Origin of the sequence: Falsiroseomonas sp., from assembly GCF_030695085.1 — a bacterium.
GTDB lineage: Bacteria > Pseudomonadota > Alphaproteobacteria > Acetobacterales > Acetobacteraceae > Falsiroseomonas.
Window position 1 is genome coordinate 18979 of sequence record NZ_JAUYTS010000188.1, and the last position, 14542, is coordinate 33520.

The 14542-nt window shown below is 67.4% G+C and carries 11 protein-coding genes; 8 read left to right on the forward strand and 3 right to left on the reverse strand.

From position 1 onward, the window contains the following. The first annotated feature begins 770 nt into the window (after positions 1–770). A complete protein-coding gene (locus tag Q8S40_RS20330; RefSeq protein WP_305671859.1) occupies positions 771–2243 on the forward strand; it encodes a right-handed parallel beta-helix repeat-containing protein in 1473 nt (490 codons plus the stop codon). Positions 2244–2397: 154 nt separating this feature from the next. Here the strand turns inward: Q8S40_RS20330 and Q8S40_RS20335 are convergent, their stop codons facing one another. Next, entirely contained in the window at positions 2398–3393 is a 996-nt protein-coding gene (locus Q8S40_RS20335) for an NAD-dependent epimerase/dehydratase family protein (protein WP_304807337.1), read from the reverse strand. 502 nt (positions 3394–3895) lie between these two features. On the opposite strand from Q8S40_RS20335, the gene Q8S40_RS20340 reads away from it, so the two are divergent. From Q8S40_RS20340 to Q8S40_RS20365, 6 genes are all read left to right on the forward strand, one after another. Next, entirely contained in the window at positions 3896–4849 is a 954-nt protein-coding gene (locus Q8S40_RS20340) for an NAD(P)-dependent oxidoreductase (RefSeq protein ID WP_305671860.1), read from the forward strand. 59 nt (positions 4850–4908) lie between these two features. Further along, positions 4909–6159, forward strand: coding sequence for a glycosyltransferase family 4 protein (locus Q8S40_RS20345; RefSeq protein ID WP_305671861.1), 1251 nt, complete (start codon positions 4909–4911; stop codon positions 6157–6159). Then, on the forward strand, positions 6149–7405 hold the full coding sequence (locus tag Q8S40_RS20350) for a hypothetical protein (RefSeq protein ID WP_304807331.1): 1257 nt from the start codon (positions 6149–6151) through the stop codon (positions 7403–7405). Before Q8S40_RS20345 ends, Q8S40_RS20350 begins: the two co-directional genes overlap by 11 nt. 29 nt (positions 7406–7434) lie before the next feature. Further along, positions 7435–9654 carry an NAD-dependent epimerase/dehydratase family protein gene (locus Q8S40_RS20355; protein ID WP_305671862.1) on the forward strand — a complete coding sequence of 740 codons (2220 nt, stop codon included), beginning with the start codon at positions 7435–7437 and terminating at the stop codon, positions 9652–9654. A 129-nt stretch (positions 9655–9783) separates the two neighbouring features. Next, positions 9784–10881, forward strand: coding sequence for a glycosyltransferase (locus Q8S40_RS20360; protein WP_305671863.1), 1098 nt, complete (start codon positions 9784–9786; stop codon positions 10879–10881). Then, on the forward strand, positions 10878–12314 hold the full coding sequence (locus Q8S40_RS20365; protein WP_305671864.1) for an O-antigen ligase: 1437 nt from the start codon (positions 10878–10880) through the stop codon (positions 12312–12314). Before Q8S40_RS20360 ends, Q8S40_RS20365 begins: the two co-directional genes overlap by 4 nt. Positions 12315–12608: 294 nt before the next feature. Here Q8S40_RS20365 and rpsD read toward each other — a convergent pair whose 3' ends face one another. After that, positions 12609–13226: a 30S ribosomal protein S4 gene (gene rpsD / locus Q8S40_RS20370; protein ID WP_168051271.1), complete on the reverse strand. Its 618-nt coding sequence runs from the start codon at positions 13224–13226 to the stop codon at positions 12609–12611. A 217-nt stretch (positions 13227–13443) separates the two neighbouring features. Here rpsD and Q8S40_RS20375 point away from each other — a divergent pair, with 217 nt between their 5' ends. Further along, positions 13444–13647, forward strand: a complete 204-nt coding sequence (locus Q8S40_RS20375) for a hypothetical protein (protein WP_304807321.1) — start codon at positions 13444–13446, stop codon at positions 13645–13647. On the opposite strand, the gene Q8S40_RS20380 is transcribed toward Q8S40_RS20375, so the two are convergent. Continuing rightward, on the reverse strand, positions 13644–14542 hold an 899-nt coding region (locus Q8S40_RS20380; RefSeq protein ID WP_305671865.1), incomplete at its 5' end, for a tripartite tricarboxylate transporter substrate binding protein. The two genes, Q8S40_RS20375 and Q8S40_RS20380, sit on opposite strands and share 4 nt — an antisense overlap.

Genomic DNA, 14542 nt, shown 5'->3' on the forward strand with positions numbered 1-14542 from the left:
CTCTGGAATGGGAACCGGCTGCGGTGCAGGTTGCGGCGTGGGGGCAGGAACCGGCTGCGGCGTCGGAGCCGGGCTCGGAATGGGCTCGGGCGCCGGAACAGGCGGCGCAACTGGCGCGGGCTCTGGAACGGGAACCGGCTGAGGTACGGGTTGCGGCTCCGGGGCAGGAACCGGCTGCGGCGTCGGAGCCGGGCTCGGAATGGGCTCAGGCGCCGGGACAGGCGGCGCAACTGGCGCAGGCTCGGGCACGGGAGCCGGCTGCGGTGCGGGCACTGGAGCCGGCGCGGGAGGCTCCGGCCTGTCCCGGCCACCACCAGACATCCAGCGCCACCATGGACTCTCAGTGAGTATTTCCTGCAGCCGCTGCAGGTTCCAAGCGCCACTCTCTCCAATCGTCTCCGACGAGACGTTGGAAAACCGAGCGAGGAAAAGCGATGGGATGCGCGCCATCTGAAATCAATCTCCGCAGATTTGGCTTGGGGCTGGCCGTGACTGAGCGTCACGGACACGTGATGACCTCGACAGCGTTAACCCCGAATTCACCAAAAAACAACCGCTGATTGCAGTGGAATCCACATATGCAATCATACACGATTGAATCGTATTAAATACGCGCATTGCGTGTCTTTGCGCTCAGACCCCCGGCGCCTGCGACCAATGGTGGAATGGCACCCCCCCCTTACGACCGATGGACCGAGGTCGCGCATTTGGCAGTATGCCGTGAGCCGGATGCGAGGGATGCCATGACCGTTTCGCGGATGTTCCGCAGCATGCTGCTGCTCCTTGCTCTGCCGGCCGTAAGCAGCGCCTCGCAGCCGCCATCGCTGGCAGCCAGGCCCGGCCCGGCGGCAGGCCCATCCGCAGGCAGCGTATGTCCGCCCGGGTCAATCCGCCTGGAAGCAGGGATGGATTTGCAGGCGGCTGCCGCACAGGCCGGCGAAGGCGTGGCCTTTTGCCTCGCAGCTGGCGAGCACCGGCTGCAGTCCATCCGGCCGAAACGGGGCCAGAGTTTTCATGGTGAGACCGGCGCCGTCCTGAACGGTGCCCGCCTGGTGACGGACTTCCGCCGCGAAGGCCGCCACTGGGTGGCGGGGGGCCAGGCCCAGCGCGGCCAGCGCAAATTTGCCGAGCACTGCATAGCCACCATGCCGCGATGCTCACATCCCGAGGCGGTATTCCTGGACGATGTACCGTTGCGCCACGCAGCGAGTCTCCGGCAACTCAGGCCCGGCTATTTCTTTATCGACTACGATGCGAAGCGACTCTACCTGGCGGAAAATCCGCACGGCCGCAAAGTCGAGGCCAGCGTGGCGCCCTATGCTTTCCTGGGCGGTGCCGTCGGCGTGTCCATCACCAATCTCATCGTCGAGAAATATGCCAGCCCATTGCAGGCCGGCGCCATCGGCCACGACGTCACCTCGCAGGACTGGTTGGTACAGAACAACGAGATCCGGCTGAACTACGGCATCGGACTTGTTGTCGGCACAGGCAGCCGGGTGATCGGCAACCGGCTGCGCCACAACGGCAATATGGGCGCCGGCTGCGTCGGCGACCGCATTCTTTTCGAAGGCAACGAGATTACCGGCAACGGGCATTTCTCCGGCCTCGACGTGCTTTGGGAAGGTGGCGGGGCGAAGTGCGCGAAGACCAGCGGCCTCGTCGTTCGCGGCAACCACCTGCACGGCAATCACGGCATGGGATTCTGGACTGATATCGACAACATAATGACGCTGTATGAGGACAATCTGGTCGAGAATAACAGCATGGGCGGTCTATCGCACGAGATCAGCTACTCGGCGGTGATCCGAAGCAACCGCTTCCGCGGCAACGGCCATGGCTTCAACGTCTGGCTCTGGGGCGGCGCGATCCAGGTCCAGAACTCGCAGGATGTGTTGGTGGAGCGCAACTGGATCGAGGTTTCGGGTCCCGGCAATGGCATCGCCCTGATCCAGCAGGATCGCGGCACCGGCGCGTATGGCCCCTATCTCACCAGGAACAACATCGTCCGCGACAACCGCCTGGTGCTTTACAGCGCGGGCAGGCCGGGTGCGTCGGGCATGATCGCGGACCACGCCATGACCGCGATGCAACAGGGCAACAACATCTTCGACGGGAACGAATATCTGGCCGCCAACCCCGATGCGCTGCGTTGGGGCTGGGCCGACCGCTTCCTCGACTGGGAGGCATTTCGGGCCGCGTCCGGGCAGGAGCGCCGCGGGCGCCTACAACGAATGGCCCGCTGATTTCGACGGGGCGTTCCAGCACTTGGCCGGACAGCTTCTGCCCTGACCACAACAAAATCCGTTCTGACCTGATCGGTCAGAACGGATTTCGCGCGACGCAGACAACTCCTTGCGGAGCACGCAATCCGTCCATTCGGACGGATCGCGTTCTAGACTAGGCAGGCATCAGAACCTGCGCCGGCGCGGTCCTTGCCGCCAGCACCTGCTGCTGGATCCACGCATAGGTCGGCCGCAGCCCCTCCGCGAGCGTCATCTTCGGCTCCCAGCCGAGGACCTCACGAAGCCGCGTATTGTCGCTGTTGCGACCGCGCACGCCTTGCGGCTTGGTCAGGTCGTGTCGTCGCCGCAGCGTCTTGCCCGCAGCGGCGGAAACCAGATCCACCAGTTCGTTCACCGTCACCATCTCGTCGGTGCCGAGATTGAGCGGCTGTGCGTAATCCGATTGCATGATCCTGTGGATGCCCTCGACACAGTCGGAGACATACATGAAGGACCGCGTCTGTTCGCCATCGCCCCACACCTCGATTTCGCCGCCATCGGCGATGCCGGCGACCTTGCGGCAGATCGCGGCCGGCGCCTTCTCGCGTCCGCCGTCATAGGTACCGAGCGGCCCATAGACGTTGTGGAAACGCACGACGCGGGTCGGCAATCCACGGTCCGAGCTGTAGTACTGGCACATCTTCTCGCAAAACAGCTTCTCCAGCCCGTAACCTTCTTCCGGCTGTGCCGGCCAGGCATCGTCCTCGCGGAGCGGCACCACGTCGGCGCTTGTCTGCAGGTGGTGCGGATAGACGCAGGCCGAGGATGAGAAAAGGAAGCGGCTGACGCCCGCGGCGCAGGCAGCATCGAGCATGCCGATGTTCATCAGCGTATTGTTGCGCGCGATGGTCGCGCGTTCCGCTGTGATGTAGCCGATCCCACCCATATCGGCTGCGAGGTGATAGACCTCGTCGATGCCCGCCGCGGCGGCCGTGCAGTTCGCGGGATCGCGCAGGTCGAGGGTCAGGAACTCGTCCGCATCCGTCGCGGCGTATTCCGGCTGCTTCTGATCGGCGCCGCGGACCCAATGGCCGGCCCGCACAAGGTGGCTCACCAGATGATGTCCAATGAACCCGCCTGCACCCGTAACCAGAACGCGCTTCACTGCCATCGCTGAACCTCCTGGTGGATCTGCTTGAGGCTCAATCGGTATCAGCGAACGGCGGCCAGACGACGGGCGCAAACGGGTGTGCCCCGCAGTGGGGATGTGTCCAGTGTGATAATGCCTGGTGGACCGGCCCAGGCTGTCGCTGGGCCGGCGCGGACGGAGGGGTTGGTGCGCGGCGCCGTGACCCACCGGACTACCACTCAATTTCCCTCAACGCCGGCGCGCTACGGCCCGACAATGCACCCGCTGACTGTTCTCCCAACGCGATACTCGGGGGTCCGGGGAGCAGTCGTGGCAGCTGATCCGAGGAGGGTACGACGTGGAGTGGGTAACGCCAGATCCGGGGCACGCCGGCAGCCGCGCAGCAGATGGCTCCAGCGCCTCACAGGGCTCCAGCGGTGGAGCAGTCCAGTGGACTGACGCGATGCGACCGCAAGGCCATGCCACCGCAGCCCGTGCCAGCTTCGACATCCACCGGGTCGGGACGAAATCATCCATGACGCCCATGCGCATCCTCATCACCGGCGGCAACGGCTATGTCGGCCGTTACCTGACGGACCTGCTCCGCCCGCACGGCTCGCTTTGCATCGCGGACGTGCTGCGCTACGGGAAATGGCGGTTTCCGCAGAACGACCGTGAACCCCTTCGACTGGAGCAGATCGACATCCGCGATCCCGCGCAGGTCGAGGCCATGATGGCGTCCTTCCAGCCGGACGTGATCGTACATCTGGCCGCGCTGCACTATATCCCGGAATGCGAAGCCGATCCGGCATTGGCGGTCTCGACCAATATCCAGGGTACGCTGAACCTGCTGTTGAGCTGCCCTGAGGGATGCAGGTTCGTCTTCGCCAGCAGCGGCGCCGTGTACAAACCAGACGAACAGCCGCATCACGAGACCACCTCCGAACTCGGCCCGAGCGACATCTACGGGCTGAGCAAGCTGCATGGCGAGCACTACGTCAGCGCCATCGCGGCGAAGCGCCGGCTGAAGGCCGTGATCGTGCGGCTGTTCAACGTGATTGGACCGGGGGAGACCAATCCGCACTTGCTGCCGGAGCTGATCGCCCAGCTGAAGGCCGGGCGCAACGTCATCGAACTCGGCAACCTGTCGCCTCGGCGCGACTACATCAGCGTGCGCGACGCGGCAGCGGGCTTCTGCGCCGTCGCCCTGCATAGCGAGATGGCGGCGGGCACCACTCGCACGGTCAATCTTGGCACCTCCCGCACCTATTCCGTGGCCGAGGTTGTCGAGAAGCTGCGGCGAATCTCCGGCATCAACTTCGAGATCCGGCAGACCGCGGACCGCACCCGCCAGGTCGACCGGCCGATTCTTGCCGCCGACAACCGGTCCATCGAGGAGATCTACGGCTGGCGCGTCCGGCAGAGCATCGACGAGACGCTGACAGAGCTGTGGCAGGCCCCGGATTTTGCGCATGGCCTGATCGAGAAATACCAGTGACTCCGCCAGACTTTGTCGATCACGGTCCATACCGAGATGGGGCACACCAAGGCGAAAGGATGCGCGTGCTGGCCGCCGTCATTGTCCCGCCGCATCTTTCGGTCAGCGGTGGCGCGCGGGCGGCGGAGCAGCTCAGCGCAGCGCTTGCGCCCTACTGTGATATCACGGTTGCCAGCATGATGAACGGCACCGGCACCCAGACGCACGGCGCCGGCCCGATGCTCCGCCGCCGCCAGGTTCGCAGCGCGCTGCCGCCGCTGCTGCCATGGTCCTGGCTGCCCAACCGATACGCCACCCTGTTCTACCGTTCCGACATCCCGCGCCTCGTCGCCGAGGGCCACGACATCGTCCACCTGCACAACCCGATGCCAGCACTGGAGTTCGGGCGCATCGCCCGGGCCTGCCGTGCAAGGGGCACGCCCTATGTCATTTCCACCCACGGCTTCAACGAGGTGGCAAACGGCGGGACGATCTACGGTTTCGATGCCGTCCGGCGCCAGGTCTGGCAGCAACTCGTCTATGCGCCAGTGGCACGCGCGGTGCGTGGCGCGGCGGCGGTCTTCGCGCTGTCGCCAGCGGATATCGAGATTGTGCGTGGCATGGGATTCGCCGGAAGCATCGTTGTCGTCAACAACGGCGTCGATTTGCCGCCTCTCTCAGCGCCTCAGGAAATTCCGGGCGACGCCGCGCCACAGGATGCCGAGATCCTGGCCAAATTCGGCATCCCGCCCGATGCGCACGGCATCCGCTGCATGTTCCTGGCCAACCATACGGCCAACAAGGGACTTCCCGACCTCCTCGCCGCCTTCGGGAAGCTCGAAATCCCCTTCACCCTGGTAGTCGGCGGGGAGCGTCGCGATACGGTCGATTATGGTGGCCACCTGCATCCGGGCCGCCAGGACCAGCGGATCATCGTCACCGGCCGGCTGTCCGATACCGAAGTCGCCGCGCTGTTTCGCCAATCGGACCTGTTCGTCTTCCCGACGCTCGCCGACACCTTCCCGTTGGTGGTTCTGGAGGCGATGTCGCATGGCGTGCCGGTGCTCGCGTCCCGCGTTGGCGGCATCCCCTACCAGATCGACGAAGGCTCCGGCGTGCTGGTGCCGCCGGGCGATCCCGGCGCGCTCGCGGCCGCCGTTGAGCGGCTGGCGGCGGAGCCCGATCGTCTGAGGCAGATGGGGCGGCACGCCAGAGCCCGTGTTGCGGCGGAGTTCACCTGGCAACGGGCGGCGGATCGCGCGATGGAAGGCTACCGCGCGGTGCTGTGCCGGCATCGCGGCGGTGTGAAGGTTTCCAGCCGTGTGGACTAGGCTGCACCTGTCGCGGATCTCCTGGTCGCTGGTTGACCAGGGCGTCGTCAGCGGCGGCACATTCCTGCTGAACGTGCTTCTGGCACGCGGGCTTCCGGCGGGCGAATACGGCGTCTTCGCCTTGCTGTTCGGCGGGATGCTCACGCTGCAGCTGCTCAACACCACCCTGGTGGTGCATCCACTCTCGGTCCGCCTGGTGACGGCCGCGCCGGAAGACCGGCCGAGGCTGCTCACGGCGAGCCTGGTCCTGATCGCCGGCATTTCGCTGGGGATGGCGGCGTTGCTGGCGCTGGTCCTGGCGTTGCTCGGCGTGCCGGAGTTGATTTTGCCCGCACTGGCCTGCTTCCTGACATGGCAGTTCCAGGAAGGCGCGCGGCGCGGCCTGCTATCCGCCTTCCGCTTCCGCGCCGCCACGCTGGGGGATGCGGTCAGCTATCTCGGTCAGGCGGGCGTCGTGCTCGGCCTAGCCGCAAGCGGGATGCTGACGCTCACCGGTGCGCTCTACGGCATGGCCGCCACCTCGGCCCTGGGCGCGGCATGGCAGATCCTGCAACTCGACCTTCGGCATTCCGGCCCGCTGCAGCTGCGCACCACGGTGCTGGACTACCTGTCGATCGGCGGCGGCTGGGCGCTTGGCAACGGGTTGCTGCTGCATGGCCGTTCGCAGATTCTGCTCTGGGGCCTTGCGGCAAGCTCGGGCGCCGCCGCAGTCGCCTCCTTCCAGGCGGCGCTGAACCTCGTAAACGTGACCGGCCCCATCCTGCTCAGCCTGTGCAGCATCATCCCGCCCACCGCGTCGCACGCCCGGGCCAGGGGGTTGGCGGAGGCCTGGCGGGCATCGCGGGTCTATGCCGTGCTCATGGCCCCGCTGGTACTGGCCTATGCCGCCGTGGTCATCGCCGCGCCGGAGACGATGCTCTGGCTGCTATATGGTTCACAATCCGACTATCTCGGGCTGTCGACGGCGCTGCGTCTGCTCATTATCGCAACGCTGCTGGGCTATGCTGCCGATGTGGTGGCCGCGTTCCTGCACGGCGTCAGCGCCGTCCATCTTGCCTTCCAGATCGCCGTCATCGGTGCGGTGGCCACAGTCGTCATCGCGCCGCCGCTGATCGGAACGCTCGGCCTGATCGGCGTCTGCCTCACGCATATCGGCGCGAATCTCGCGCGACTCGTTGCTTCCTGGATCGTGCTGTCCCGCCTGATCGGCGGGACGGCGGCCGCACCCGCCACGGGGTCGGCATGAAAAGCATCATTTCCCGGAAAGGTCCTGCCATGCCAGACGCGAAGCCATCCCGGCTCGCCATCATCGGCTGCGGTGCGGTCGTACAGCACCACCTGCTGCCGGCCCTGCGACGCATCGGCTGGCGACCGGACGTCCTCGTCGATCCGTCCGAGCGGAACCTTGCCGCCACGGCGGCCATCGCCGGCGGCGGCAAGTCACTCCTCCGAACCGCGGACTGGGCCAAGGTTGCCGATTCCTTCGATGCGGCGGTCGTCGCCGCGCCGCACACGCTGCATGGCCCGATCGGCAAGGCACTGATTGCCGCGGGCAAGCATGTGTTCATGGAAAAGCCGCTTGCGACCAGCCCGGCCGATGCGCGCCTGATGCTGGAGGCGGCGGACCGCGCCGGCACCATTCTCTCGGTTGGGCTGCTGCGGCGCTACCTGCATGTGACGCGCTGGATGAAGGCGCTGCTCGAAGCCGGCGTCCTCGGCACCATCCGCCGGTTCGAGGCGCGGGAGGGTTTCGTCTTCAATTGGGCGACCAGCACCGACGGCCTGCTCAAGCCCGGCCTGGCCGGCGGCGGCGTGCTGATGGACACGGGCGCCCACACGCTGGACGAGATCCTGTGGTGGCTTGGTGAGGCGCGCATCGCGCGCTACCGCGACGATGCGCTGACCGGCGTGGAGGCGGATTGCCTGATCGAGCTGGATCTCGCCGCGGGCGGCCATGGCTTGATCGAGCTTAGCCGCAGCCGCGAGCTGCCGAACACCTGCCGCATCGAGGGCACGAACGGCTATATCGAGGTGCATCTCTATCGTAACGAGGTGCTTTCGTGCTCTGAGAATGTCCGCGCCTTCAAGGCGCATGGCTTCGGTGTCGGCAGCTTCCCGGAGCAGCGCTTCCCCGAGCTGTTCAGCGCCGAGCTGACGGATTTCCGCAAGAGCATCTCCAGCGGCCGCCAGCTTGGCGTGGCGGGGGCGGAGGGGCTGCGCTCCATCGAGGCGATCGAGGCCTGCTATGCACGGCGCGAGCCGCTGGACCTTCCCTGGGACGCCGCCGCCCCTCACCCGGAATTGCCGGCCGTGGCGCGTGGCACGAAGGTCGCCATCACCGGCGCCACCGGCTTCATCGGTGGCAGGCTTGCCGAACGCCTGCTGCAGCAGGGCGCGGAGGTGCGCTGCCTGGTCCGCAGCATCGGCACCGCCGTCCGGCTGGCGCGGCTGCCGGTGGATATCCGCAAGGTCGACCTGACGGATTCGGCCGCGGTGATGGAAGCGCTCGAGGGTGTGGAGCTCGTCTTCCACTGCGCCTACGACCCGCGCTCCGCCGCGCAGAACCTGACCGGCACGCGCAACCTGATCGAGGCCTGTCTGGCGAGGAAGGCGAAGCGCTTCGTCTATACCAGCACCTTCTCGGTCTATGAGCCCTTCCCGGATGGCAAGCTGACCGAGGAGACGCGGGATGGCGACAAGTCCTGGGTCTACACGCGCACCAAGCTGGAACTGGAACAGGCGGTGCTGGACGCGGTGCGGACCAGGGGGCTGCAGGGCACCATCGTCCAGCCCACGATCGTCTATGGCCCGTTCTCCCGCCCATGGACCATCGCGCCTGCGGAAATGCTGCTCTATGGCACCGTGATCCTGCCCGATGGTGGTGAGGGGCTGTGCAATGCGGTGCATGTCGACGACGTCGTCGACGCCATGATCCTGGCGTCGCAGCGCCCGGAAGCGATCGGCGAGCGCTTCATCATCTCGGGGCCGGAGCCGGTGACCTGGGGCCGCTTCTTCGAATCCTTCGCCTCCGCGCTCCGCGTCGCGGGCCCCGTCTATCGACCGGCTGCGGACATCGCGCGGGAGAACAGCGGCCTGCTGCACGACATCAAGCTGGTCGCCCGCAACCCGAAGAAGATCGTGCAGATCGCGGTGCGCGCGCCGGCTGTCCGGAGCCTGCTGCAGGCCGGCCTCGATTCCCTTCCAAAGCCGGCCTACGACCTGGTGAGCCGGCTGTATTTCGGCGATGGCAGCCGGCCTACCGGCGTGGTCCACCTGCCGGACCCCCAATTGCTGCGGCTGTACGCGGCAAAGGCCTCGGTCGATTCGGGGAAAGCGCGACGCCTGCTCGGCTATGCACCACGCTATGATTTCGGTCGTGGCATGGCGGCCACGGCCCCTTACCTGGACTGGGCCTTCGGCGCGCAACGGCGGGCAGGCCGGACGGGCGAAACCGTCCAGGCCGGGCGGGAGCCGGCGACGATGGCCGCGGAATAGGCCATGAATGCCATCGCCCCGCCGTACCGGGGACCCGAGCCCCCGAACCCGCGTCCGGGTGGGCGGTCCCTGGAAATTCGCCATCTGGCCGTTGCCGATGGCCTGGGACACCCGAGCGAGGCGAATGGCGTGCACAACGTCGCCCGCGCCTTGGTGCGGGAGCAGCGGGCAGCGGGCGAGCGGGCCAGCCTGGTGCTGCTGGCCCGCGGCGATATCGCGCCGAAGGCGGATGCCACCTGCCCGACCCGGATCGTCCGGATGGAGGGGTTGGCGCTGCGCGGGCGCACGGTGCGGCTGTCGCAGGCGACGATCGAGGCGCTGCTCGCCGAAGCCGGACCCGCCACCGTGTGCCATATCCATGGTGGCCGGGAGCCGATGCTGCGCGGGCTGGCCCAGGCGCTGCGCTGCCGCGGCATCCCCTATGCCATCACCGTGCATGGTCGCTTTTCCCACGTCTACGACCCGGCGGGCCGCACGCTGAAGCGCAGCACCGCGCTCTACCTGCGACTTTTCGAACGCAGGCTGCTGGAAGGGGCACGGGTGGTTCAGGCGCTGTCTGGCGAGGAAGCAACGATTCTCCGGCGGGTCGCCCCCCGTGCCCGGATCAAGATCATCGGAAACGGCGCCTATTCCTCCCGCCTCGGCGCGCTGCCCGCGGCACCGGCGGCGCGGGCGCCTTCGCCGGAATTCCCGCATTTCGGCTATTGCGGCCGCTACGCCATAGCCCACAAGGGACTCGACCTGCTGCTTGAAGGCTTCGCCGCCTATGTGAATTCTGGCGGGGCAGGCCGGCTGACGATGCTGGGCAGCGGCCCGGCGCAGGCGGAGCTGGTGCGAATGGCGGCGAGGCTTGGCATCGCCGGCCGCGTGCGAATCCTGGGGCCACGCTTTGGCGACGCGCGGGATGCGGCCTTGCTGGAGTGCGACTACTTCATCATGGCTTCGCGCTTCGAAGGGGTGCCGCTTGCAGCGCTGGAGGCGGCACTGCTCGGCCTGCCGCTGATCGTCACGGCCGGTACTGGCCTGCGCGCGGTGGTGATGGCGGAACGGGCCGGCCTGCCCATCGCCGAGCATAGCGCGGCGGCGGTCGGTGCCGCGCTGCACGAGGCCGCGGCACTGTCGCCCGCTGAGTGGCGGGCCCGCGCCGCCGCCGCCCATGCACTCGTGGCGCGCCACGGCGACTGGACCGAGATTTCGGCACGGTTGCGCGAAAGCTACCTGCGATGAGCCAGCCAACACCCCTGCCCCTCTCGGGGCCGATGCTCGGGCAGGCGTTGCGGGCAGGGGCGCGCGGCGCGGTGCACCGAAGCCTCGCCGACCGCTACTTCATGGCGCTCGCCGTGAGCCTGTGCGGCTATGCGATCTTCGGCAAGGGCTTTGCCTATCTCGGCTTGGCGCCGCTCTACATCGGCGAGATCCTGCTCGGCCTTGGGGTGCTGGTCCTGCTGTTCAGCGGCTGCCTTCTCGGCACGCTGACCAATCTGACGAACCTGCTGCTGACGGCGCTGTGCCTGTGGGTTGTGATCAGGATGGTGCCCTTCATCGGCATCCACGGAATCGATGCGCTACGCGACAGCGTGCTGGTGCTGTACGGCGCCTTCGCCTTCGTGGCCTGTGGGCTGCTGCTGCAGCGGCCGAGCCGCCTGCCCCTGACGCTCGGCCTTTTTGGCACCTTCGCACTGATCTATGGGGCCTATGGCTGGGTGCCCTATGCGCTGGCTCAGATCCCGCAGCTGGTGCCGGCCTGGCCAGGCTCCGGCCTGCCGCTGGTCCTTCTGCGACCCGGCGAGGTGGCGGTGCACCTTGCGGGAACCACGGTCTTCGCCTTGCTGTTCTTTCGGCGCGTCAACTGGCTCTGGCTGCTCCTGCTGCTGGTGGCAATTGGACTTACGGCTGGCCAGAGCCGCGGCGGGATGCTGGCCATCGCGCTACCCGTCGGCTGCGCCATCCTGGTCTCGGGCAAGACGCTCGATGCGCTGAAGGCGCTCGGCGTCGTCCTTGTCCTGGTCGGCGCGGCATCCAGCCTCGCGGGTGGGCTCGAAATCGGCAGCAGCAGCCGTGGGTTGAGCCTCGAGCAGATCATGCTGAACGCCCTGAGCATCTTCAAGGACACATCGGAGGCCGGGCTGGACGGGACCAAGATGTGGCGCCTGCGTTGGTGGCAGGATATCCTGGGATACACCGTGCACGGCCCGCATTTCTGGACCGGCAAGGGCTTCGGCATCTCGCTGGCGGAGTCGGACGGCTATCAGGGGACCATCGTGCCTGGCACGCCGATCCTGCGTAGCCCGCACAACGCGCACCTGACCATCCTCGCCCGCGCCGGAGTGCCGGGCATCGTCCTCTGGGTGGCGATGCTGGTGTCGTGGTTCGCGATGATGGCGAGCAGCATGCTGCTGGCGCGGCGCCGCGGCGAGCAGGGCTGGTTCCGCCTTTTCCTGTTCCTGGCCTGCTACCTGGCCTCCATCCTGGTCAACGCCTCCTTCGATGTGGCGCTTGAGGGCCCGATGCTTGGGATCTGGTTCTGGGTCCTGCTTGGCCTGGGTAGCGGAAGCTCGATGATCTACCGGGCGCAATCCGTCGGCGGCCCGCCGCCGATGCCGCGCCGCATCCTGCAGCGGCGCCCCGCCAACCGAGACGGGCTGAAACAACCCAACTGAGGCCACTCCTCGGCGCAGCGGGAGGGGCAGGGCGAAGGCAGGGCTTGGCCGGTTGCCGTACTGGCCCGGCCCACGCACCCCGTGGACGGGCGCCAGGACGGATGGTGATTGGTGTGCATCGCGCCGCGAGCACAGCCGCAGCCACCGCAATGAGCTGGGGCCTGACCGACGAAGCTGCGGCTTGCCGCGGTCGTGCGGCGGACGTGATCAAGGATGCCGTGAGGGGGCGAGCCAATCGCCAACCCCCTCTGAGCAATCAGAAAGGCGGAGCCATCAGGCCCCGCCCCGCTAGCCTCAGCGCGAGTAGAACTCGACCACCAGGTTCGGTTCCATCTGCACCGGATACGGCACATCGCTCAGCTTCGGCGCGCGCAGGATGCGGCCGCGCATCGCGCGGTGGTCGACCTCGATGTATTCCGGCACGTCGCGCTCACCGGACTGCGCGGCATCCAGCACGCAGGTCAGCTGCTTCGACTTTTCCTTCACCTCGATCACGTCCGTGTCCTTGACCAGGTAGGACGGGATGTTGAGGCGCTTGCCGTTGATCAGCACATGGCCGTGGTTCACGAACTGCCGGGCGGCGAAGGGCGTCACTGCCAGCTTCATGCGGTAGATGATGGTATCCAGCCGGCGCTCCAGGATCTCGATCAAGTTCTCCGAGGTGTCGCCCTTACGGCGCACGGCTTCCTCGTAGTACTTGCGGAACTGCTTCTCGCCGATGTTGCCGTAGTAGCCCTTGAGCTTCTGCTTCGCCATCAGCTGCACGCCGAAGTCGGTCGGCTTCTGCTTGCGGCGCTGGCCGTGCTGGCCGGGGCCGTATTCGCGCTTGGCGATTGGCGACTTGGCGCGGCCCCAGAGGTTGACGCCGAGGCGGCGATTGATCTTGTACTTGCTTTCTGCGCGCTTGGTCATGCGCTTCTCCTGCCCGGCACCCGCGAGGGTTCCCGGTTCTTACTTGTGCCGGCACCCTTAAGGGCATCACGGCGGGTTGTCCCGGTAGGCCCGAGGCCGGCATGGCCAAGGGCGGGCGCAGGCCCCGAAGGCCTGTCCGCGTTCCCGGAAGTGGCGGCGCTATAGAAGCGCCCGGCCCGACTTGTCAAACCGCCCTGGCCGCCCTTACTCCCTGCTCATGGTCACACGCGAAGACATCCTGATCCTCGGCCTCAGCGCCGGCGTCGTCGGCAGCCTGGTCGGCGGCTTGATGCTCGGCATCGGCATGGGCCTGGTCATCGGCGGGCAGCACCTCGGCTGGCTGCTGCTGATGCCGGCAGCCCCGGTGGCGGGACTGATCGGCTATGTGCAGGCGCGCCGGTTGGCCAAGCGCCTGAACTAATCCGGCGTGATTCCGGCCGTGCGGATCAAATCGGCCTTGTAGGCCAGGTCCTGCTGCAGGAACGCCGCCGTCGCCTCCGGCGTCGCGGCATGCACCGTGTAGCCCGAGGTCACCAGATGCCGGTCGCGCACTTCCGGCGTTGCCATGGCCGCGGCGATGTCGCGCTGGATGCGGGACAGCAAGGCGGGCGGCGTGCCGGCCGGGGCGAAGGCGCCGAACCAGGTGCGCGGGTCGATATAGTCGAAACCGGCCTCGGCCAGTGTCGGCACATCCGGCAGTGCCTCGAACCGCGTCGGCCGGCCGACCGCCAGCGCCCGCAGCGTTCCGGCGCGGATATGCGCGGCGCCGGAGGCGATGCCGGCGAGCGTCATCTGCACCTCCCCCGCCAGGGTGGCCATCACCGCGGGGGTCAGGCCGCGATAGGGCACATGCACCATCTCGATCCGCTCCCGCGCCATCAGCGCGGCGAAGCACAGATGCGGCTGGCTGGCCGTGCCGTAGGAGGCGAAGTTGAAACGCCCCGGCGCCGCCCGCGCCGCTTCGACAAGCTCCGCCATGGTCTGCGCGCCGACCGAGGGATGCACCAGCACCATCTGGTGCACATCCACCAGCAGGCTGACCGGGGCGAGGTCCTTCATCGGGTCGAAGGGCAGGCCGCGGATCAGATGCGGGTTGGAGGTGATGGAGTTGTCCGCGGTGATCAGCAGCGTGTGTCCATCCGGCGCCGCCTTGGCGACCAGATCCGTGCCCGGCACGGTGGACCCGCCCGGCCGGTTATCCACCACCACCGGCTGCCGCCATTCGCCCTGGAGGTGGTTCGCCAGAGCGCGCGCCAGCGCATCCAGCCCGCCGCCCGGCGGGAAGGGCACCACGATGCGAACCTGGCGGGTAGGAA

Coding starts and splice junctions, on each gene's coding strand:
- Q8S40_RS20330 (WP_305671859.1), top strand. CDS start 771: ATGCTGCTGCTCCTTGCTCTGCCGGCCGTAAGCAGCGCCTCGCAGCCG.
- Q8S40_RS20335 (WP_304807337.1), bottom strand. CDS start 3,393: ATGGCAGTGAAGCGCGTTCTGGTTACGGGTGCAGGCGGGTTCATTGGA.
- Q8S40_RS20340 (WP_305671860.1), top strand. CDS start 3,896: ATGCGCATCCTCATCACCGGCGGCAACGGCTATGTCGGCCGTTACCTG.
- Q8S40_RS20345 (WP_305671861.1), top strand. CDS start 4,909: ATGCGCGTGCTGGCCGCCGTCATTGTCCCGCCGCATCTTTCGGTCAGC.
- Q8S40_RS20355 (WP_305671862.1), top strand. CDS start 7,435: ATGCCAGACGCGAAGCCATCCCGGCTCGCCATCATCGGCTGCGGTGCG.
- Q8S40_RS20365 (WP_305671864.1), top strand. CDS start 10,878: ATGAGCCAGCCAACACCCCTGCCCCTCTCGGGGCCGATGCTCGGGCAG.
- rpsD (WP_168051271.1), bottom strand. CDS start 13,226: ATGACCAAGCGCGCAGAAAGCAAGTACAAGATCAATCGCCGCCTCGGC.
- Q8S40_RS20375 (WP_304807321.1), top strand. CDS start 13,444: ATGGTCACACGCGAAGACATCCTGATCCTCGGCCTCAGCGCCGGCGTC.